The sequence below is a fragment of the Pantoea sp. y20 genome (assembly GCF_054903455.1).
The window spans coordinates 105,836-128,658 of record NZ_JBUBNJ010000003.1; the positions used below are offsets into that span (position 1 = coordinate 105,836).

Consider the following 22,823-nt stretch of genomic DNA (forward strand, 5'->3'; position numbering starts at 1 on the left):
GTGATGTGGAATTTAATAAAGATAAAAATTATGGTATGCGTAATAGCGGGACTATCTGCTATAGCATCAGCAGCGGACAATTCACCTTCGCCTTTTATTATTAACCAGATAAAAAAAGCGCTAAACCACAGCCCGGAAATACAGCGCGCGGGCGCTGATAAAGAGGCCGCTGGCTGGGATATCGATCAGGTTAAAGCGCAGCGCTGGCCGCAGATTCAATTAGGCGGAACTAGTCCGCTGGCAGGATCCGGGAGAACGGGATCTGTACGGAATAATATTAATTCTAGCAATCTTTCCCTTTCGGTAAATACCACACTTTACGACTGGGGAAAAACGGCGGCTCAAATCACCGGAGCTGAGCATCTGGAAGCGGCGTCTGCATATAATCTGTCTTCGGTAAATGAACAGATCGCCTATAGCACGCTAACAGAGTTAATGAATCTGGATCGTTATCATAAACAGCAGAAAATTGCGAAGAACTATGTCGCAAGAATGAACGAGCTAGCGCATATGCTTGAGGCGATCATTAAGGTCGATCCCGGGCGTGGCAATGAGCTCACTCAGGCTAGAGCAAAATTATTATCTGCGCAGTCTTCGCAGGAAAGTATTGATAACGCGCTGCGTCTCTCCGAAATTAAGCTGCAGCGTCTTACGGGAGAGGAGACGATTATTCCGTCTGGATTAAAATGGAGTATGCCGCGCTATACCGCCCGGCAATTACTGGAACATTTGCGCGATCATCCAGTTTTATTGAAAGTCAGAGCTGAAACCATCGCAGCGCATGCTCAGGCCAGCGCCGTTGAGGCCAGCCGTTATCCTCAGATCAACTGGAGCGTAAGTAAAATAGCTCAACACGGTGCCCTTAGCGATGAGGGAGAGTGGGCGACCGGTATCAACCTACAGTGGAATGTTTTCTCTGGCGGAGCGCAAAAGGCCGCGCATCAAGCAGCAAAAGCCAGAGCGAACGGTAATGAGCAGCAGTATTACCAAGCCCGCCTTGATATGCAGCATCAGATCCATGACCTTGTGCAAACACGCGATTCATCACGGTTACAGGCTGAAAATTATCAGTCGCTGGCCGCTGAGAGTGAGAAGGTGAGTAAAATCTTTTTTGATCAGTGGCTAAAGTTGGGTAAGCGCACATTATTAGATGTGTTGACGGCGGAAAACGATCATTTCAATCATCAAATAACGGCGATAAACCAGAAATATGATGGTGAGATTGCCAATGTTAAATTGATGGCTTCTACTGCTGTATTACTTCGCTCGCTCAATCTGACGTAAATTATATTATTTTTTTTCGAGAAAAATACTGACTCTCTTTCTGACTTGTCAGATAGGCCATCATTTCAACTTGCTGCAAAATAACCTGACTAACCGGGAATGTGAATGCCATATTTTAAAGATGCTTATTTTAGCATTAAAAAACTATGTCAAGTGGTGATCTAAAATAATCTATCGGAATGGATGAAAATGACAAGTCTGATATCAAATTCGAGGGAAAAAAATAATATCCATAAGGATAAGGGGGCAAGGAATCAGGCTTGGGTCGGCATGTTTTTGTTTTCCCTTTTGTTTTGGTGTGGGTGTGTTGCACTCTATTACCTTATTGGATAATTAAATAATTGCTGGAAAACGGCGGGTTACCGTTCTATCCATGCTATCATTTTACTTCACTCTGGGAATGACGAAAGTCCGTTCAATATCATTGAATGGGCTTTTTTTTTAATCTTAATTTAGAGGTTCTCCCGAGGAATTATGTCGAAGACAATATTTTTCTGACTGGTATGATAGAAACATCTTACTTCGCCCGGTATATTTCTCCACATCAGATGCATGTTTACTTATATCCGGAGACAATACTATGTCTGTTAATATCCTGATTGCCGACGAACACACGCTTATCCGCCGGGGCATCGCCTCAATGATTAATACCCTCTCCGCCAGCGCAATGGACGGCGTAAGCTACAACGTGATCAGCGATACCGATTCGCCGGCTGAACTGATTAACGTTATGTCCGGGCAGCGAGTCGATGTGGTTTTTCTCGGATTTTCGCTGAATACTCGACGCTCGGAAAGCCCAGTTTCCGAGCTTGACGGCACCGCGCTGGTGAAATGGCTGGCGCGCAAATTCCCGGAAACGCGGATTGTTGTGCTATCGCCCTTCCGTAACACCAATATCATTCGGATGACTCTGGAAGCGGGTGCCAGAGGATATATTAGTCGCGACACATGCGAACGCATGCTATCGCGGGCTATTTCCACGGTGCTGGATGATGAGGTGTATATTGAGCGCGGTCTGATGGATTCCCTTTTTCGCCGCGACACGCTGGCGGGTCAGGAGCTGACGGCGCGTGAAAATGACGTGCTGCGCATGCTGTGTCGTGGCCTGTCGCTGACCGCAATTTCAGGCAAGATGCACCTGAGCAATAAAACGGTAAGCGCTCATAAGCTGCGTGCAATGGAAAAGCTGGGTGTGCAGAGCGATTGCCAACTTTACTGCCTGTTGGCCCAGACGCGCATGTTCGACATAGCGATCTAAACTTCAGCAAGGTGCTGCACATTCACTCCGTTGCAATACACAGTATAGTACGGTGATCGCTAAGCTGAGCGTTAATATTTCAGCAATTAATATTTTTTAATGCTGCGTCGCTAACCTTGTGGAATGCCATCGAGTCTACCGCGAATATATTCATAGAATATTATTAAGGATTTGGGATATAAATTATTGGCATACTTTCGATAACTAACATTCTGGGATCATATAACGCTTTTCAGTAGACTGTGCACTGTTTCGTCAGCGGATTAGCTGTAGGGGAAGAATGAATATTATTAGGCTCGCGGCCTACGTGACGATAATAAAATACGTCTAAATCTTTTTGAATGCCTTCTTAATCCTACTATGTTAATAAATTTTTTAGCGCAAGAGTATTTAACTGGCCGCCTATTTTAAAGTCACTGCGCCAGAGCATGCTCTTTATTAATCGCTCAGGACAAAAGTTATAAATCCACAGTAAGATATTCCTTAACGGAAGCTGGCAGAATCTTTATGAAATGTAGAATTAGTACATTTCAGTTAACTTATTCGAAGAGTATTCTGACTAACGAAATAACTGAAGTTACTCATTTTGCCGACCTGATTTTTTATAGGCAATCAAATAATATTTATTGTTAAGGATTTATTTTGAAAAAATTAACGCTCGCGCTCCTTGTTGGTTCTGCGATCATTTCAGGATCAGCACTTAGCGCTGAAAATAATCGCACACTAAGCTATCTGACCTCGTGGGGAGATTATACGTCTGACGCAGTGGCTGACTTATCAAAGTCTGGTGTCGATACATTCTTGCTCTCATTTGGAGGCTGGGATGCGGAAGGAAATATTTCCTCATCAGACAAGATCATCGAAGTTCCCGCCTATGACGCCTATTACTTTGAAAAAGGCTACTTGTTATGGACGCAAACTAAACTGGCTCATCCTGAGAAAAAAATGATGGTTGCGTTTGGTGGCGAAACTTATGAATCAATGTGGTCACACCTTGACAACGCAGCGAACCGCGAAAAAATTGCTCAGGGACTGGTTAAATTACTGAAAACCAATTTCCCGGTTTATAAAAAGAATCTAAAGCCAACCGAGCTTGATGGCCCTTGCCTGGACGCGAGTTGGGATGGCACCTGCAATTTCTCAAACTATCAGAAAGCCGGTTCTGTGCAACTGGACGGTATCGATTTTGACTATGAAAAACAGGCTCGTTTGACCCCCGAAGAGAATGATAATCTGCTGAAGTTGGCTCAGCGAGTGCGTGAACTGCTGGGCCCGAAAAGCGATAAGCTGCTGAGTCTAACCACCTATCACGTTGGCGCAGATCCAGAAGCCTGCATGAGCAATACCGTGATGGATAACTGCTCGTTTATCGAAGATAAACGTTCTTCTCATCATGGTGAAGTGCTGCCGCTACTGAAAAACGGTAAAGATACTTTTGACTTTTTCAACGTCATGACTTATGACGCAGGCAAAAACTTCAGGTATCAGGTCGCGCTGGAGAACTACGCCAAAGCCGTTGGCAACGCCAGTAAAATTTTACTTGGTAATACCATCAACAGCCAATGGGGTCCTGAAGGGCGCTTTACTGAAACCCGTCAAAACAACCTCTCACGTGCAGCATGGCAAGCAGAAAATGGCTACGGCGGTTTCTTTGTCTGGACGCTGGGCGCTAATAATAACGGTATCCTCTTTGGCGATCAGGTTGAATATATTAATGATATGAAGAAGGCTGCTGGTGAGGGTCACAGCGAAGTGGAAAATCACAAGCCAACGGCCGTAGTAAAATTTAATCCTGTCGTCATCGGCGTTGCACATGTTGAGTTTGATGGTTCTCAATCCTACGATCCTGAAGGCGATGCCTTAACCTGGCGCTGGGAACAAATTTCAGGCCCGGCGGTAACGTTGATTAATAACGATCAGCCGAAAGCTAGCATTGATCTCAACAGCACCGATTCAGATTATGAGTTAGGCTTCCGCCTGACGGTTAATGATGGCGCGCATGATTCTGTCCCGTTTGAATTCACCATCACGCACAAAGCCGATCAGAAACCAGTGGATGATGACAAGCCTGTTGACGATAAACCGGTCGATGATGACAAGCCCGTCGACGATAAACCGGTTGATGATGACAAGCCGGTGGACGATAACAAGCCTGATAGCGACGTGCAAACTACTTGGAAAAGCGACAAAGTCTACGTCGGTGGTGATACCGTTATTTGGAAAGGAAAAGATTATAAGGCACGCTGGTGGACGCAGAACAACCAGCCGGGCACCAGCGACGTCTGGGAGAATATGAGCAAGGCGGACAAAGAAGAATGGAATGCTGACGTTACTTACGTTGGCGGTGAACAGGCTGAGTATGCAGGTAAACTTTGGAAAGCGAAATGGTGGACTAAGGGGGATCTGCCAGGTAGCAGCGACGTCTGGGAGCAAGTAAAATAAAGATATTGAGATAAGGTTTAAAAACGGCGCGTCGGCTACGAGCAATTTTCAACTTGTTGACTCAAGAAAATTGCACCAGCTGACGCGTCTATACCTTCTCCAAACTATTAATATGGATTAGTACAACGAAGCAGTTGTTGATAAATGCGGAGATGACGGGGAGCGTGCGGGATTCACAGTCCGGCCGCAGTAATCCATCAGCGAAGAGTCTCGATAGAAATCGTAATCCCGTGACGCTCCTAAAGCTTTTCAGCATCAAGTGTGGGCCCGAAACCGACGTAATTTTCACGTAGCAGCGTCAGTATCTGGCATCGCAGCGCATCATCAATCCGGTGAGTGCCGGGTTTACCACGGCGCGCGTTCGTAACCCCGGCAGCGCCGGACTCGCGATAGCGGTTCATCAACCGCTGAACCTGACGTTCAGTGAGCTGCAACTGTGAAGCAGCATTGCGACGGCGCAGACGTTTTTCGATAACGGCCTGAATGACGAGAAGGCGGTGAAGTTCTTTGTTCGACATGGTCACCAGCATCAGCAGAGATCTCCCAGAAAAGGTGGCAAAAGCGCCATATCTGGGTGACATTATGAACCAGCTAAAAGGGAGTGCGGATGTTTTCCTGGACCTTCAGGAGATGATTTATGCATTCTTATGAGGACCGGATTCGCGCTGTTGAACTCTATTATCTATATGGCAGAAAAGCGTCTGTAGTAGTCAGGGAATTAGGTTACCCGTCCATAAAACAGCTTGGCCGCTGGGTTCGTATTTATGAAGAGAAGGGTGATTTACCGAGAGAATTAAAGCCAAGGGAACGTTACTCTTATGCGCAGAAAGTCGCCGCTGTTGAGCATTATCTTACGCATGGTGGATGTCTTGCTTTCACTTGCCGCGCCATCGGCTATCCCAGCAGCGAAGTGCTTAAACGCTGGGTCATAGAGATTTATCCGGGACGACGTCCGCTGATTATTCGCTCGAATACCAACAAATGCTTCAGTCCGGACGAAAGAACACAGGCTGTTCGCGCACTCTGCAACTGGCGCGGGACGGCTCTTAAAGTTGCACAAAATATAGGCGTCAGCGTTCCGGTTCTGTACAAGTGGAAGAAAGACTTAATCGACGATGAGGCTTATCAATCCATGCGTAAACGTAAATCAGGTTCTCAGGATAAAAACCAGGATGCACTGCCAGAAGAGGTCGCACGGCTCAAACAGCAAGTTCATCAGCTGCAGCTTGAGCGTGACATTCTGACTAAAGCGAATGAACTGATAAAAAAAGACATGGGCATCAGCTTCCAGACCCTGAAGAACAGGGACAAAACCCAGGTTGTTGATGCCCTTAAGGAAATATATCCTTTAGCTGAGCTGCTTAATGCACTGCGACTTGCGCGCAGTTGCTATATCTATCACAAAGCAAAGCTGCGCCGGCACGATAAGTACGCTGAAATACGCGTGACGATGGCAAAACTCTTTGACGGGAATTACCGTTGCTACGGCTACCGGCGTCTGCACGCGATGCTGCGTAAAAATAACATGCATATCTCTGAGAAGGTCGTCCGCAGGTTGATGGCTGAAGAGCAGCTTGTTGTTAAACGAGCCGGAAGGCGTCGCTACAACGCTTATTGCGGAGAAATCAGTCTGGCACCTGAAAATCTTCTCGCCAGAAATTTTCGATCCTGCAGGCCAAATGAAAAGTGGCTGACCGATATAACCGAGTTCCAGATCCCAGCAGGCAAAGTCTATCAAAATCTCATTAGGTGCAATGAGCCCGGTGAAGTACCGGCAGCATCTGAGGATCTCAACATAACCAGTCCAACAAAACATCCGCATCTCCGAGCGGACATCTGAATTTAGCCGTTACAACCTGAGTGCGCATAAACATAGTTATGTTAAATGTAAATCAATTAAGTTAATTATTTGTTGGTTAAGCTAATTATTAGCATTCACTCTTCTCTCTTAGCAAAAGTAACAATCAGGCCTTAGATTGAGTATAAATTTATCAAAAGGAGCGTCACAAAGTTGTTTCTCTTTTTGACAAAATTTCTGAATCTATGCCTCGTGTAGTAAAAGGAACACCCTCAATCACAAGATGAAAATGTGGCCATTAAGAATAAATGGCCTTACGTAAACTAAATGTGGTAGTTGTTAGTTAAGTTATAAAGGGATTTACGTTACTTTTTCTTCAGCAATGGTAGTAGATAAGTATTCCCATTTATAATTACCGATAAACCCAAGGATGAGTCATTATATTCTTTGGAGTCTGCAGTTGCGGCACTGAGTAAAAGTGAATTCTCGGCATTGTAGCCAATTCCCACTTTTTCATTACCTAACCAAAATTGTTCATAACAAGTTATTTTAGATGGAATTTTGCTAAATTCTTCATCACTTAATGGTGTGAAAAACTTGTTAAATCGGAAACTCACTCCTTGAGCATAGTGATCTTTAGCATTGGTTTCAACCAAAGCGACAGCATTAGTTGTCCAAGCATTTAATTGGACATAAAGATCTCCACGAGCAGGTGTTACACTAGTTATTTGTACGGCTTTTACTGGTGATGCCCCCATACCATACCAAGTGCCTTGAAGTAAATCACTGCTGTTCTTTTGTAGTGCAATTTCGGTCATCCCCTGACCCGTTGCGTTAGAGAATTTTTTTTGGGTTTCGCGAATCCCATTATAACCTGCTGATGCAAGTAATTTAACGCTAACAACGTCGCCACGAGTTGGTAAAAAAAAATGTCCGACATGAAACCAACGAGGATTTTGCGTATTATTGTCTAATCTCTTTTGCGAAGTTATTACGTCAACACTGAGGGAACCTACAAGGTTAATGCCATGATTTTCGATTCTGACATTACCAGATTCATATTCGCTCAACCAGCTAAACGTGTTGCCACTATCATTACTGTCGATTCCGCTGCCACTTTGCAAATTTAGCTGTTTAATAACATATCTTGTCGAACACAGCTTTAATTTCTCTTTTTTGCAATCTTCTAAGCTTAGACCATCGATAACCCATTGTCCTTCGCTGAGGTCTCCCGGTGAATCGCTGTGCTCAATCCATCCATTAAATATAAAAGACTGTGTGCAGCGAGGGAGATCCAATACAGGCTCTTTTGTACAATATTGTACATTGAAATTAGATAACTCTATAGCAGTGTTATGGTCCCACGATTTAATTCCCGACCAACGAGCTTTTATAACGCTAGCCTCACAACTATTAGCATACCAGTGATCTATAGATGTATCCAGGGTATCAATTAATGAAAGCCCTGTGCCCCCTAGTCTTTTAAACCACAGATATTTTGCTTGAAGATATTGCCCCTCTTTTTTTATGTTTTCGTAAAATCCACGTGTGTTGGGAGCGGTCTCTTCTTTTTTGTCTTCGGGGGCGTTGCGTCCATCAATACACAGGTTACTGATTTCACAATATCGTGCGTTAAGTCTTAACATCATTCCCGGGGCAAGATCTGAGATGAGAGTGGTTGCTGCTGTGTATCCTAAACTTGTTGGCGCACCCGAGAAGGTAAAATATTGGATTTCGCCTAACATAGTTATATCTAAAGAAGACATCAAAAAACGGCCTGGAGGGAAACGTATCACAACACGACGTTCGCTACCAGAACCGTTCCATGACCAGCGCTGCATGTCTCGAATGGCATTAGTGCAGTCTGCACTGCCATCATTTTTTGCACCAAAATGGCAGACATTTAGTTCATCCGGGCTGTCAAGTTGACGCTCCCAGTGTTTATTATAAAGACCAATAATAGAATAACCGCGATCCTCCATGAGTCTACCCTTATCTCGATAGCGGAACAAGCCACCGCCTGTAACGTATCCACTGTCGTATTCCTCTACGTATACCAATTGTCCGTCACGTTCCGGCATGAATTGACGCAATGCGTTTATTGTAGGTAGTGTAATAATTGGCGGGCTTGTAGTGATATTTTCTTTCATCTTTAAATTTACCTTTTATGATTAAAATAGTAATGAACTTAAACGATGATATTAAATATGGTCCAAAGCTAAGGGAAGTAGTATTGCATTAGGTAAATTAGGAATAAACTTATAAAGCAGAGCCAGTCAAAACTCATGTAAATAGATATAAAATCCTAATTTTACTGCCAGTGAATTTTAGATTATTTAAACTCGCTTAAGGTCAAACGTGGGGCCCACAATCTTTAATGGTTCACCCCACTTATGGTGGGGAATTTCTCGTAGCGCATAATCTAGCTAACAAAATAAATACAGTTATAAATATGTCAGGTTGACCGATATTGTCCCAACATATCTACCACCGCTGACAAATTCTGTGATTGTAGCAACGGGCTTAGCCGTAATCGCGAGCTCCCAGATCTGACTATTTCCTGCTTCAAATCTGCGCGAACTGTCTGTGGCAAACGAGACGAGTTTGCCGTCATGCCAGCTCATTTGTAAACCAACTCCTGGCAAGCTGGTTTCAAGAAGACCCTCAGTGTTATCTGCAGGCTTTGAGCTACCTGCTGGGCGTACACTAACCTCGACAGCTTTAGCCTGGGTACCACTGGCGCTACAATCTACCGTTAATGGTGCGTTCATCGCTTTCCCTTTACCTGCAATTAACTCTTCCCGCGATATCTGTCCCATCTGGATCGTTCTGGCTACACCTTGCTCGGCGTTAACACTGCAGGTGGGGGCGCTAACGTCCATTGTAATTCTGGACGTGAGCAATCCGCCGTCACGGTTGCTGCCAAAACTATCCGCCTGTGAACACAATGGCACAGCAAATATAAAAAAAGACAATAATGATAGATAATTCATAAATTACTCACTTAAACTCAAGTGTGATTGTGATATCAGAGTCCGCATTACCGCTAGTAACGCCTTGGGTATTCTTAAGAACCATGGGCTTAACTTTCAGCGGGATTGTAAAATTATTTTTTATAGGTTTCGTATCTGGCGAAAGCGGTACTCCTAGCTCTACCGCCGTACCCAACGCACCAACTTGGCTGCCATCGCCTTTACCCCAGCTAAGCTGATAACCTATATTGTTATGAGCGCTTTTGATAATCCCTTTTTTTACGTCATTAATACCTTTCGAAGAATTTAAGGTGATTGAATAAGCGGGCAGTATCGCTTCACAGCTAACCTCGATTAAAGCTTCCTTTTCAGCATTACCTTTCTTTATGCTGTCCACCGTCTGAACTCCAAAAGCGATATCATTTACTTTCGCACTGCAGGACGGTCTATAGATGAGCGTAATAGTTGGCGTGGAATATGAAACCACAACACTTTCATCTTTGCGCGCGTGTGAAAACCCGCCTACTCCCGCTGTGTGCGCCTGAGCTGAAAATAGATCTGATAAAGGTATAATTGTCTTTCCAGGAGGTGGCATTTTATTCATCAGCAGATTTTGTTCGGGTTTACTAAAAATACTTGCCTGAGTTTTTTCAGAATCGGCGTAGGAATTAAAATAATATTGCCCTACATACAGAGTTCTATCTTGACTGGCACCTTCTACATAAATTATATTGTGCGAGTCATAGCCATATTCTTTTTTTGGCCACAACAGTAGATACCCCCATCCTGCTTTACTAGGGCGGTCATCCCCCATACCATTTGTGAAATTGCACACTCCTGATTTGGTGTGGGAAAGAGTAGTAACGACGCCCTTATATGCCACTTCAGAAACATCAATTTCAGTATTTTTAGCAGTAAAGTTAATTGCAAGATCTGTACACCGAGGCGGTGTATATGTCCATGCAAAGATCTTAAATGGCATTAAGACCAGAATTGCAGTCCCGTATAAATAAATTAGTTTTGTTTTCATAAATCATTCCTTAATAATATACTTCCGGGTAGCACCATAATCGTCCAGAACTTCAACCTCCGTTTTCCCTTCCGGGATTTTTCCCATATTCACTTCGCTAAACGGAGCCATCATGCCCAATTGACTGATAACGGATTTTTTTAACTGCAGCATCTTGCCATTGACTTTAACACCGGTGATAGCGAAGTAATAAGGCGTTGGATTTTTTAGTGTTTGACCATCTCTCACCAACAGGCTTTCCGCTTTTTCCCTCCCTGCCGCAATGGCCTGAGGACGGTAAATCATTTTTACCCGTGTATTTAGAGCGATTGCCAGACTATTTCCTTCGCTGTTACCTTTCGGCGGGATCTCCTGAACGTTCAGCCAGAAAAGAGACTCCTTTTCTATCGGTAAAGAGGGGCTGATTTTAAGTATGCGAATCAGCTGCTTTTGTCCGGCCCCGGCTTTGAAAAATGCAGGGGCTGGGGTGAAGTACACCCCTTGATCCTCTGCGGCTGAATTATCAATCCATACCTGTCCACCGTAAAGATCACCGCTATTGTTTGTGACCTGAACAGCGATGTTTCGCTGACCCTCCTGATAAATATAACGGGTTGCATTGAGTGTGAATGCGGCACTGGCATACACACTTGTCAGGCTGGCAATAGTGAGTACCAGCGCCTGTAAAAGAGTTTTTTTATTCACATTTAACCTCATGAATCTGATTATCGTTGGCTTGAATACCTTGCATATTAATCTGACACTGTTCGCCCTGACGCGAGCTGACCGACAGAGATGTCTGATCTTCCAGTGCGTTTACTAACAACAGCCCGCCCCTGGAAACGAATCCGGCGTATTGTCCCTGTGCTGTGTCAGCCTGGCTCCCTTCTGTAAGCGGTACCCCCATGCGATCCGTGACCTTAAGGATGTAACGTCTAGCACTGACATAACCGAATTCTCGAAACACAATGGCATTTTCAGTTGGCGTAAAGCTATTCACTGAGTTCAGTAAATCAATTGAATCCGGTAGCGCCTGCGACTCAATAGTCAGATTGTTGCTGTTATAAGGACTGACGCCAGTGACGGTAATCCCCTGCCGGTTAGTGGGTTGAGAGCCGTTAAAGCGCACTCCGGGTATGTCCTTAATTTTAACCACTGCAAGCGTGTTGTTTGTTTCACGCGTAAGCAGCAAACCTGACTCAGCGGTGGCAACTGCGCTACCGGAGATGGACCCGCTCACCGCAGTATTATCACGACTTTTAGTCAGCGAAGCGTTCAGGTTTACGACGGAGGCCTGTGCTCCAATCCATGCTGACTGACTGCCGCCTGAAGGTGATGTACTGGCGCTTACTCCGTAATTCATCCGATCATTAAGCGAGCCGGAAGCACCACTACTGAACCCGGCTCTGCCACGTGCATCATAAGTCGCGGCTGAAGAGCTGCTGTAAGACCTGCCCCACAGGCTGAAAGGGACGCTGACATTAAGAGATCCCGCCACATCCTGTCGGCCAGAACCACTGTTATGTTGATAACTCAAATTTGTGCCTACAGTTACGCGATTCAGCGAGGTGCTTAATGCCAAGTTTGCACCCGTTTCGTTCGCCCGTGCGCCCCTGTAAGTCTGTAGCCAGGAAGACGCGCTAATGAACGCCTTATCAAGATTGTGAGTCAGCGTGACTTGAAAACGCTCTCTGCGGTTTTCATTGTCAAATCCGCTATATGTGCGCGGTGCAAAGTCGGCAAAGTCTTCATACCCTTTACCGCGATAATGATATGAAGAGAGCTGCAAGCTTGTGGCGTCGGTCAACCCTTTAGCGTATGTAGTTTTGAAACTGATACCCTCGCGTCCATGTGACGCACCTTCCTGCGTCATATGTTCGCTACGTGAGCTGTTCAAGCTTAAAGCCAGTGCACCGGGCATTCCCCAGTCGCGCGTGATGCCGGCCCCAGCGCTCTGATAGTGTGTGCTTAGGATACCTGCCACACTTAAAGTTAGGGGTTCAAATCCGTAGTCGACATTCGCCAGCGCAAAGGGATTATCGGCAGGCGCTACACGGCCAGCCTCCTGTTGGGAGCCTGCAGATAAGGTGTAGTTAATGTCACCCGCTCGCAGTAATGTCGGCAGAGTGGTCACCGGATATGTGGTTACGCGCTTTTCACCATTTTCCTCTTCAACGACTACTGTAATGTCTCCACTGCCCACCGGCACCAGATTGTTAAAGCGGTATTCCCCAGGCGAAACCACTTCTGAAAGCAGGGTATATCCTCCCTGCGTAACCGTGATGCGGGCTGAGGTATTTGCCACTCCAGCGATAACTGGAGCATAGCCGCGTGATTGCCAACCAAGCATGGACCGATCAGAGTAAAGCGATGCGCCATAAAAACGGAAGCCCGGGACCAGACTACCGCCCGTCTGACCCTTACCCAGCGCAAACTTTCCGTGAATTTCGGGCAGCGCAGTGGTAAGTAGCGCGTTCTGAATGTCGCTTCCTTGGTGGTTTAAAGCACTACCCTCCATTGAAAATACCCACCTGCCGAGATTGGCATTCAGGTCTGCTTTACCCCAGAGCGTTTCTTCGTTACGAAAATTTTTACTGATATTAGCCGAATATCCTAGCCGCATTCCCGGCACGCCATAATCCCACTCAACAACGGAGGCCGGATCGTTTATTGCTTTTTGAGGAATGCGTAATTCCAGTCGTTGTGTGCCTGGGTCGAAAGAAGCAGCGCCGTTGCGTAATCTGGCTGGATAATAACACTGACGTGCGGCGTCAAACGTTTCCCGCAGCTCATCCTGTTTAATTGCGGGTACATTCTCCTTAAGCCATTTTTTATCCAGACACAGCTCTTCCGCGTCCTCTAAACGGATATCAAGCAGGCTTTTAATGACATACTTATCGTTAAGATACACATCTGTCAGATATTTTCCGGGCATATTTTTCATGCCAGACAAATAGATGTCAGGGATGTTTTTCCGTGCATCACCTTGAATAAAGTCAAGATTTAATTCACTGGCCTGGCTTTGAATAATCAATAAACACCCGCCCGTAAGGACCAGGAATTTTTTTATGTTTTTTTTCATATTTTTGTAACGCTCTTCCCGGATATAGCAGGCTGTCCGGGAAGGCGCTCATTGAAGATTTATTTATAAGCTACTGTATAGCTGGCATGTGCAATAACAGAACCGGGTTTAACGTCAGCACTTTTGTCAGCAACCATCTGCGCGTTGAATTTAAATTCATTTACGTCTTTGGCAAAACTTGCGGTCTGGTGATTGATGTTGATGTCCTGAGGAGCGGCATCATTTGTCGACAACTTAACGGAGATTCCTTCGGCCGTTCCCTGAACGTTACTCAGGCCCGTATTATTAAAGCTTGATCCTACCCAGCTAACATCTGCGCCGTTAGTGTTAGTGCATCCAGTTGCCGGAACTAAGCTGAATGAGACTACTTTTCCGTTATTGTCTGCTTTCAAAGAAGCTGAAGTATATTCGATAGTTCCGAGGTCAATATCATTTTTAGTTGTGCCACCGACAACCGGTTTAATGTCGCAAGTCTGAGTTGAGACGCTGCCGACAAACTGGATGTCACCTGAATTCGCTGACGCCTGCTGTGCAAAAGCTACTGCAACAAATAATGGAATAAACGCAATTTTTTTCTTAAACATCTTTAAAGTCTCTGTGATTAGTTAAATTCAAATTTTAAGCACGATGGTGTGCATCCTTGATTTATGCTGGCGTTATTACTTAATTGTAATATCCCACGTAGGTGCATATTTTTCTGGATGCGGCTATAATATATGACGAAGAGAAACTGACAATGATATAAAACCATTATGTAAGTGAATAATTTATCATTAACTAAAACTATATTTTTATCATAATAAAGTGACAATTAAATCATGTATTTTGAATTGCTTTTGATCGATAAATTTTAACGACGAATTTTTAACAATAAAAGCAGATAAGTTCCCTTTTTTTAGAGAATGTTATTTAAAAAGTAAGAATATTCTAGTCTGAAATTTATCAGGTAAAAGTATGATGCTTATCATGGCAGGTGGCGTCAATTATCTTGATAATTTGGGTGTTAAAGACAATTTTTGCATAGTAAATTTAGTTAATCAGGATATTCTTGCTTGCAAATACGGTAAAAACTTTTTTAAATCTAATAACTAATCACTTCTTCATATAATTTGTCACGTACGAAAAAAATCATTGATGCATCTAGAGTGTTTAAGACTTGCCTATACTAACTTCATTTTTACATCCAGATCAGTACGCTATCAATCATTTCCTAACCTTGTATAATTAATTATATAAGGTCAGACATTTGCACTGAAACGCGATACCATCAGGGTCAGGGGCGGATCCTGACCTTATGGGCATTTATACGTAACGGCGAACATGAACGCTGGCCTGGCCGATCGTGGGACCGACCGCAGGTGGTTAAAACTCCGGCAGCGCTACGTAAAATCTGGCGGGTATCTTCCCTGTTTTTTCTCCAGAATTCACGTAGCGCTGCTGCCAGATACACGGGTGAAAATTGAGCAAAAATGAATGAACTCTCCGGTTTTAGCGGCGTGGCCCTCAGCGTCCGCCGACGACGATATCACCGAGAAGCTGGCTGTGTTCGTACGTCACCGCGAGGCCTTTTCGCCCAACACGTGGCGGCAGCTGTTGAGCGTGATGCAGATCTGCTGGCGCTGGTCGCAGGAAAACAGGCGGTTGTTTCTCCCCATGTCTCCGGTGGATTTGCAGGACTACCTTTTTCACTTATAGGCCATTGAAAGGGCTACTTCAACCATAACGGTGCACACAACGTTTATAGATATGTTACACCGTAACGCAGGGTTGGTCTCTCTTACGGCCTCACCCGAAGTTGTCCTCGCCAGAAAGAAGATTAACCGAACGGCCGTCATCTCGGGTGAGCGCACCGGTCAGGCGGTACCCTTCTGCCGGCCGGATCTTAACCGCTTGGATGCGGCATGGAACAAATCGCACAGGCTCCAGCACTTGCCTTACCTAGCCTTCATACACGTGGCATACGGCACGTTGCTGCGTATGAGTTAGATATCACAGCTGAGGGATATCTAACGCGCGGCCGACGGGCGCATCATCCTTGACGTCGGCTGGGCCAAAACGATCCTGCAATCGGGCGGTATCGTTAAGACGCTTAGCGCCCACTTTTTCCAGCGGCTGATGGGGTGGATTAACTCGGCCGGTCTGGCTGGCGTACCCGATGCTGTATTGTTCTGCCCTAAATACATGAACTCTCCACTCACGACTCACCTGTTCGCACTTCTGCCCCAAACGCACCATGATCAAATCCATCGTTAGAAAATGTTCCGGCAATTTCAATACCAACATTATTAGTCAAGCTATATCCGGGCGACGGTCAGCTCTCCTGTGATGGCCCCCGTTGCGCCGGCGGCCGCACTGCCTCCGCTAAGTTCAGCGATAACGCCACCTAAATGTCATGTGCATCAGATTGTTATGCTTTTGTGTATTTGTCGACGGATCTTCTGATCTCAGCCAAGAAGATTCGTCGACACATTAGCAGTATCAAAAAACTCTTTAAATATCTTAACGACCAAATCAAAATCATTTGTTAGCTGCTTTTCAGGCCAGTAATCTCCATAAATCTGTATTTTTTTTTCCTTACCAGATTTTGATTTATCCAAGTAGGAACGCACTATCAAGCCAGATTCTGAGCACTCTAGTAGCGTCAAGAGATAGAGTCCATCATCTGTAGAGACATCTAAATACATTGGACCAATATCGGGTTCAGGTATGATTCGGAGCCTAACACCACCTGAATCGCCCTTTATTTTGCTTAGAAATTCTTCAACTTTAATCCAATCAACCGGTATAGATTTTCAATACAGGCTAATCGACGCAATGCGCCGCAAAGACTCCGCACAAGTTGAAAACATCATGCGCAAGCATATGCAGCATGCAGAGGATGCAATGCTCAAGCTGGAAGCATCGCTCGAACAACGCTTCATGAATGAATAAGCAGAATCATGATTAGGAATCCAGATGGCAATGAGATAAAGCAGACAATACCAAACATACTTATTATGTTAAATTAAATTTCTGATGCGCACCAAAATATGCACTTAAATGTCACCTGCTCTCCACAGACTTGCCCTGTCCAAATGTCGTCATTTAAACCCTTTGATGATAACTACCAACCACACCCCTAAGCGTTTTAACTGGCTGATGCCCTTTTCCAGAACAATGGCGTATGCTGGACATGTAACCGGTTCGCCGCACTAAACGCCTTTCTCGCCCAATGCCAGCCGGGCAGCTAGACTCACCTTGTAAATACCATCATGCTCAAGCAGATATTGAAACGCTTCAATACATTCGTTATCCGTACGTTCTTTAATGGCTGCTATCAACTTGATATGCACTTAACAAAGCAATTTTGATCATTGTCAGCAAACACTCTATGTGACTACGGTCGCATCACGCATAAACTCAACAGCTTCCCGCTTCTGGTCTGACGTCAGTACTTTCGCCCCAGAGCCACCTGAAGTGCCTCCTTATCCAGCATGGCTTCGGCAAGCAGCTTCTTGAGGCGGGCGTTCTCCTCTTCAAGAGATTTAAGCCGCTTCACCTCAGGAACTTCCATGCCACCAAACTTCTTGCGCCAGGTGTAAAAGATGGCGTCGGAAATGGCGTGCTTGCGGCAGAGCTCACGGGCAGAAACTCCGGCTTCCGCTTCGCGAAGAATACTGATGATCTGTTCGTCGGAAAAACGATTCTTCATGGGGATGTCCTCATGTGGCTTATGAAGACATTACTAACATCGCGGTGTATTAATCAACGGGGAGCAGGTCAGTATAACGACGGCGCATCACTTCGATTCTTTCCACAGAACACTTCTTCGCCATAGTTCGATGGCTATGTCTTACTCGTCAAGTGTTCTGTCTAACCGGGGTGCTAATACAGGAGCAAAGAAAAAATGTTGATTTATCTTTTAAGATAGGGTTTAAATGTAACTAGGAAAATTCTTAATCAAATATATATAAAGGAATATAAGATATGGGTAACGAAGTCTATGAAAGCCAGAAGTGCCAGCTAAAATACTCTAAGTCACAAATAGACAAAGCTGCTCAAAATATACGTCATGGCTCAGAAGGCGATGAACGCTTAGAAGCTATAGCCATGATTCAAAATTTTCGAGAGCTACATTTATACCCATTAATGCTAATGAAAAATCATTTAGCTAGAACTGCAGCTAAAGTCGATAAAAAAGTAATAGTTGCTAGGCGGTTAAAAAGACTCCCCACTATTATTGATAAGCTTGAGAGACCATCATTAGATGGTGGTGCGTCGAATAACTCTATAAAAATGACGCGTATGCAAGATATTGGCGGGTGTAGGGCTATAGTAAAAAATCTTGACCAATTAAAAGCCTTAAGGGATCGGCTGTTAAAGAGTCGCTCCGTTCATTGTATTATCAAGGAAACGAGCTATCTTACTCCTAAAGCAAGTGGATATGGTGGGATTCATTTAATATATAGTTGCTTCGATACATCTGAAGACAAATACCCATGGAAAAAAACAAAAATTGAAGTTCAGTTGCGTACTCAGTTACAACATGCTTGGGCAACTAGCTTAGAGATAATTGATACTCTGGAGAATATTAAATTAAAAACATCTAGTGATGGTCATGAATCGTGGCGACGTTTCTTCTACATTTCTGGTTGCCTTGTGGCTCATGCTGAAAAAGCATGTCTTCTGCCAAATGAGCAAGTCTTGAAGTTCAGGGAAGAGTTACGAACACTAGAAAAAGAACTTTCTGCTTTGAAAAAGCTTGGAAGTTACGCATTTTCATTATCAGTAACCAGTGATAACGAAATAAAAAGCAAAATTCCTAAAAACCTTAAAGGTCATTATCTTGTAACCATGAGAAGAATAAAAGACGATCTTGATGATGGTCAAGTTAAGTTTTCAGTATCAGTAGCTGCATATCGGTTGAATCAAGCTGATGAGGCACTAGAAGCATTGAAGCGAGATGATGCAAATCCTGAAGTACCTATTGCCGTTCTATTAGCAACCGATAGTGTAAAGTCTTTAAAAAAAGCTTATCCTAACTATCTGGGGTCAACTAATGAGTTTCGTAAGTTTATTTTAAAGCATATTAAATTGTGATGCTTGAGATCTGATAATGATATTTTATGTTTTTTTAGACCGCAACTCTTGATACATTTGCTTAAATAGACTATTTAGCGTGGCTTTGAAGCCTTGTCGGCGTTTCGCACTAACGTATTAACCCCCCTTTGGTTACAAGGGGGGTTAATGTTAAAATTGATCTTAATTATTATATCTTTCAATATCTAGTTCAATTTTAGTCATTGAGATTCTGAATAAAAGGAATTCATCACTTGCAATTTCTTTTGCATGTGCCTCTGCTCTATATTCATTTATAAATCCTAATGATTCAAATGTAGATTGCTTACTGTTAGAGAAGACATTTTTGAAATATTCCCAGTGTTTGGATACTATTTTTCTCAAATCTTCGAAGAAAATATTTGATTTGTTTGGGTTGAATAAGTCGCCTAAATCCCGGTTACTATATTCATTTTTTCTAGCGCCGCCAAGAATATCTAAAACTAAAGCTTTCGACTGCTCTTCACCTAAAATTGTAGTGAGAGTACGCTTTATAATTTTTCTTAGCTCTCTCTCAGCATGATTTCTTCTCTCAGAAATTTCAGCCCATCTTTGTTCTAATGAAGTTTCTTTCTTTTGATATTTATTTACTTCGAGTAGATAATCTCGCATTGAATCAATTAGGAAATAATAGGATCCATTGTCTTTTCCTAAAATCCCATACCCAATTAAATGGGTCATTGAACTGTAGTTTTTTGATACATTTGCTTTGAATTCTGTATCATCACCATTTGCAAGCAACTGGAGTAGTTGATATTCATCAGGATACTGTTCTCTCAAAACTCCTAAAATCATGTCTAGATAAGCAGAATTCTTTTCTTTAAATGATACTTTTGATTCTCGATATGATACTTTTCCAATGGTTACAGGCTTCCTTTGTTTCATTGCATTACTAGATACAATGCTACAAATTTTTCTTATTAAAAATGGATGTCCTCCGAAGTCGTCATTAATATTTGAATAAATACTTTCATCAAAATTTATCCCCATTCTTTTTCCAAGTTTCCTTATCATTTCCCTTGTTGATTTTAAGTCAAAGCCCGGAATATACTGGGGGGTTAAATGGTTAAAAATAGGATTATCCGTTCCATTGATTCTAGGTACCTCAATGCAAGATGGGTTAGTTCCAACGATCATATAAGCTAGACAACTATCTTTCTTTTGGAAGATCGTTCTTAACGATTGCCAAAAATAAACAAAATCCATGCCACTCTTCCAGTTTTCTGAAGGTGAAGTGTTGATAGAAATATTTTCAATTTCATCAAAAATAATATAGATTCTTTTGTTTTTTTGGTCGTTTATTTTTTTTAAAAAGGAATCAAAAACCAGAGAAGCATTTTTTTCATCAAAATCACTTTCATTGGGAATTGCTATAGATAAATTGTTGCTTTCGACAATACGCGCACAAATATAATGTAGAGATTCGTTCCATCTCCTTTTGTTAAAAGATGGGTCTTGGCAGTCTATTACTGTTACTACTTCATCGCTACTTTTTAGGTTTCTTTCAATCGCGTTTATAAGCGAAGTTTTACCTGTCTTTCTGAGCCCAAAGAGTCCAGCGTTATTACCATCTTTCAACTTGCTAACAATGGACAGTATTATATCGCTCCGACCAAAGAAGAATATATCTTTTTTGAGTGGTGCTTCGAAAGAAAACAGATCTCTATTATATAGATTTTCCTGAAACCTATTTCTAAAAAAATAAGAATCCGAAGGGTTATGAATAACTTCGCTATATCTGAAAGGAATTATAGTTGGGGCTTCTGGCTCTGATTTAACAATTTCTAAAAGATTGCTTTCAATATTCCTATCCATGCTAATAAGAATGTTACATGTTTTATCAACTCTTAAGGAGGAAGTTCTTTGATATATAATTGAGAAAGCATCTAATGTGCGAGATTGAAATTTTTCGTACGGACTAAATAGAACAACAATTTCCCTATTAAGATTAAACATGTCTTGGTATACATTTGTCGGTCTTATTAATATGTATCTGTAGATGCTATTTTCACTTAGACGTATCGTTTCTCCACCATTGGTGAGATAAAACTCCTTCGACAATACATCAATAATTTTCTTCTCTTGCTCATTAAAATGATCAATTCTGAAACTACTATGCATGCCAGGTCTAATTAAATCCATGATAAATCCTTTTAAAAGCATTATGGTATACGACTTTTAAGTACTCTTTTTCTAAGAGGTTATAATTTAATGATTATCTCTTCATGTAATTACCTCATATGATATTATATCTATCATTAATGTATCCACAAGTCATCTACTTTTTGAGGATGCTTTTTAAATGTTTTGTAATGTGAATAATTAAGTAAGCCACCTAAAAATCGAGCGTTTTTTAGTCTTTTATTAATGAATACTCATTTAGACTATGAACAACCAGTTTTGAGCCTTCATATAATTACGATTTATCAGCAAGTCCCCCTCGTAAGTAGCCGCCCAATATTGAATCATTATGCATCCTGACTTAACGTAATGGGAGCTATATGAGCCTTAAGACTCTCTCACCACCTAGCGACCGAACGTTTATCAAAATTCTAACCTTATATAATTACCGTTATATGAGGCCAGACAAACACGTAAAACCCCTGTATCATGCGGATCCGGGCCGGATCCTGATCTTTTCCGTCCATTTATATGCAACGGCGAGACCTAGACGCCGTTCTGCTGATCGGGGACCTGAGAGCAGGTGGTTAAAAGTCCGGCAGCGCTACGTAAAATCTGACGGGCATCTGCCCTGCTCTTTCTTCAGAATTTACGTAGCACTGCCGCTGCTTAAATAATGAGTGAGGACCGAGCTGAAATGAATGATATCTCCGGTTTTACCAGTGTTGCCCTCGGCGGTAGCGCCGGTGACGACCTCACTGCGAAGCTGGCCGCGTTCGTCCGCCACCGGGAGGCGTTTTCGCAGAACACCTGGCGGCAGCTGATGAGTGTGATGCGGATCTGCTGGCGCTGGTCGCAGGAGAACCAACGGTCGTTCCTGCCCATGTCTCCGGATGACATGCAAGACTATCTTTTCCATCTGCAGGCGATTGGCCGGGCAACATCAACCATATCGGTGCACGCCGCGCTTATCGCTATGTTACACCGTAACGTCGGGCTGATCCCTCCTACAGTCTCTCCCGACGTCATGCGCGCCAGGAAGAAGATAAACCGCACGGCGGTTGTCTCGGGTGAGAGAACCGGCCAGGCGGTACCCTTCTGTCGGCCGGACCTGAACCGTCTGGATGCGGCCTGGAATAATTCAACCCGGCTTCAGCACCTGCGTGACCTTGCTTTTATGCACGTGGCCTACGGCACGTTGCTGCGCATGAGTGAGTTATCCCGCCTGCGGGTTCGCGACATCTCACGCGCGGCAGATGGACGCATCATCATCGACGTCGGCTGGACGAAAACAATTCTCCACTCGGGTGGCATTGTTAAGGCGCTCAGCGCGCGATCGTCTGAGCGGTTGCTGGAGTGGATACACGCTTCAGGCCTGGCAGAGCACCCCGATGCCGTACTGTTCTGCCCCGTTCACCGGTCTAACAAAATTACGTCAGTCACGGACGTACCTATGAGTGCGCCCTGCCTGGAAGATATCTGGCGCCGCGCAAGGCATCAGTCGGGTACGAAAACTACCCTCAAAACCAACAAGGGACGCTATTCCAGCTGGAGTGGCCACAGTGCGCGCGTGGGTGCTGCGCAGGACATGGCCAGAAAAGGCATATCTATCGCGCAGATTATGCAGGAGGGGACCTGGACCCAAACCCAGACGGTGATGCGGTACATTCGTATGGTTGAAGCTCACCGCGGTGCTATGGTTAGCCTAATGGAAAGTGATGATGGTTGATCTAATTGGCTCTGAACATTACCGCTGAGCA

The 22,823-nt window shown here is 43.9% G+C and carries 15 protein-coding genes and 3 pseudogenes; 7 read left to right on the top strand and 11 right to left on the bottom strand.

The window, feature by feature from the left end; translation table 11 throughout:
• Positions 1-3: 3 nt before the first annotated feature.
• The 3 genes from ACYAC5_RS23715 to ACYAC5_RS23725 all read left to right on the top strand — a co-directional run bounded on the left by ACYAC5_RS23715 (position 4) and on the right by ACYAC5_RS23725 (position 4,984).
• Positions 4-1,284 (top strand): TolC family protein, encoded by a 1,281-nt coding sequence (locus ACYAC5_RS23715; RefSeq protein WP_462063574.1) that lies wholly within the window; start codon positions 4-6, stop codon positions 1,282-1,284.
• Positions 1,285-1,864: 580 nt separating this feature from the next.
• Entirely contained in the window at positions 1,865-2,542 is a 678-nt protein-coding gene (locus ACYAC5_RS23720; protein WP_462063425.1) for a LuxR C-terminal-related transcriptional regulator, read from the top strand.
• 642 nt (positions 2,543-3,184) lie between these two features.
• Positions 3,185-4,984, top strand: coding sequence for a carbohydrate-binding protein (locus ACYAC5_RS23725; RefSeq protein WP_462063426.1), 1,800 nt, complete (start codon positions 3,185-3,187; stop codon positions 4,982-4,984).
• Between the two features lie 176 nt (positions 4,985-5,160).
• Here the strand turns inward: ACYAC5_RS23725 and ACYAC5_RS23730 are convergent.
• A pseudogene (locus tag ACYAC5_RS23730) lies at positions 5,161-5,502 on the bottom strand (helix-turn-helix domain-containing protein); the annotation flags it as partial.
• 119 nt (positions 5,503-5,621) lie between these two features.
• Here ACYAC5_RS23730 and ACYAC5_RS23735 point away from each other — a divergent pair.
• A pseudogene (locus ACYAC5_RS23735) lies at positions 5,622-6,719 on the top strand (IS3 family transposase); the annotation flags it as partial.
• A 428-nt stretch (positions 6,720-7,147) separates the two neighbouring features.
• On the opposite strand, the gene ACYAC5_RS23740 reads toward ACYAC5_RS23735, so the two are convergent.
• The 6 genes from ACYAC5_RS23740 to ACYAC5_RS23765 all read right to left on the bottom strand — a co-directional run bounded on the left by ACYAC5_RS23740 (position 7,148) and on the right by ACYAC5_RS23765 (position 14,429).
• The gene (locus ACYAC5_RS23740) at positions 7,148-8,932 is read right to left on the bottom strand and encodes a glycosyl hydrolase family 28-related protein (protein ID WP_462063427.1); all 1,785 of its coding nucleotides are present in this window, start codon (positions 8,930-8,932) and stop codon (positions 7,148-7,150) included.
• A 294-nt stretch (positions 8,933-9,226) separates the two neighbouring features.
• A complete protein-coding gene (locus ACYAC5_RS23745; protein WP_462063428.1) occupies positions 9,227-9,775 on the bottom strand; it encodes a fimbrial protein in 549 nt (182 codons plus the stop codon).
• A gap of 7 nt (positions 9,776-9,782) precedes the next feature.
• Complete coding sequence (locus tag ACYAC5_RS23750) at positions 9,783-10,784, bottom strand: hypothetical protein (protein WP_462063429.1); 1,002 nt, start codon at positions 10,782-10,784, stop codon at positions 9,783-9,785.
• Positions 10,785-10,787: 3 nt separating this feature from the next.
• The gene (locus ACYAC5_RS23755; RefSeq protein WP_462063430.1) at positions 10,788-11,480 is read right to left on the bottom strand and encodes a fimbrial chaperone; all 693 of its coding nucleotides are present in this window, start codon (positions 11,478-11,480) and stop codon (positions 10,788-10,790) included.
• The gene (gene pefC / locus ACYAC5_RS23760; protein ID WP_462063431.1) at positions 11,461-13,845 is read right to left on the bottom strand and encodes a PefC/AfrB family outer membrane usher protein; all 2,385 of its coding nucleotides are present in this window, start codon (positions 13,843-13,845) and stop codon (positions 11,461-11,463) included. Before pefC ends, ACYAC5_RS23755 begins: the two co-directional genes overlap by 20 nt.
• Before the next feature lie 59 nt (positions 13,846-13,904).
• On the bottom strand, positions 13,905-14,429 hold the full coding sequence (locus ACYAC5_RS23765; RefSeq protein WP_462063432.1) for a fimbrial protein: 525 nt from the start codon (positions 14,427-14,429) through the stop codon (positions 13,905-13,907).
• An 889-nt stretch (positions 14,430-15,318) separates the two neighbouring features.
• On the opposite strand from ACYAC5_RS23765, the gene ACYAC5_RS23770 reads away from it, so the two are divergent.
• Positions 15,319-15,540: a hypothetical protein gene (locus ACYAC5_RS23770; protein WP_462063433.1), complete on the top strand. Its 222-nt coding sequence runs from the start codon at positions 15,319-15,321 to the stop codon at positions 15,538-15,540.
• A 294-nt stretch (positions 15,541-15,834) separates the two neighbouring features.
• Here ACYAC5_RS23770 and ACYAC5_RS23775 read toward each other — a convergent pair whose 3' ends face one another.
• The 3 genes and pseudogenes from ACYAC5_RS23775 to ACYAC5_RS23785 all read right to left on the bottom strand — a co-directional run.
• Positions 15,835-16,128 (bottom strand): hypothetical protein, encoded by a 294-nt coding sequence (locus tag ACYAC5_RS23775; protein WP_462063434.1) that lies wholly within the window; start codon positions 16,126-16,128, stop codon positions 15,835-15,837.
• 161 nt (positions 16,129-16,289) lie between these two features.
• Positions 16,290-16,631 carry a DUF6911 family protein gene (locus tag ACYAC5_RS23780; RefSeq protein WP_462063578.1) on the bottom strand — a complete coding sequence of 114 codons (342 nt, stop codon included), beginning with the start codon at positions 16,629-16,631 and terminating at the stop codon, positions 16,290-16,292.
• Positions 16,632-17,225: 594 nt separating this feature from the next.
• Positions 17,226-17,536: pseudogene (locus ACYAC5_RS23785) on the bottom strand (transposase); the annotation flags it as partial.
• 275 nt (positions 17,537-17,811) lie between these two features.
• On the opposite strand from ACYAC5_RS23785, the gene ACYAC5_RS23790 reads away from it, so the two are divergent.
• A complete protein-coding gene (locus ACYAC5_RS23790) occupies positions 17,812-18,924 on the top strand; it encodes a RelA/SpoT domain-containing protein (RefSeq protein ID WP_462063435.1) in 1,113 nt (370 codons plus the stop codon).
• 162 nt (positions 18,925-19,086) lie between these two features.
• Here the strand turns inward: ACYAC5_RS23790 and ACYAC5_RS23795 are convergent, their stop codons facing one another.
• Positions 19,087-21,084, bottom strand: a complete 1,998-nt coding sequence (locus tag ACYAC5_RS23795) for an ATP-binding protein (RefSeq protein ID WP_462063436.1) — start codon at positions 21,082-21,084, stop codon at positions 19,087-19,089.
• Positions 21,085-21,760: 676 nt separating this feature from the next.
• Between ACYAC5_RS23795 and ACYAC5_RS23800 the strand changes: the two genes are divergently transcribed.
• Entirely contained in the window at positions 21,761-22,792 is a 1,032-nt protein-coding gene (locus ACYAC5_RS23800; RefSeq protein ID WP_462063437.1) for a tyrosine-type recombinase/integrase, read from the top strand.
• Positions 22,793-22,823 lie beyond the last annotated feature (31 nt).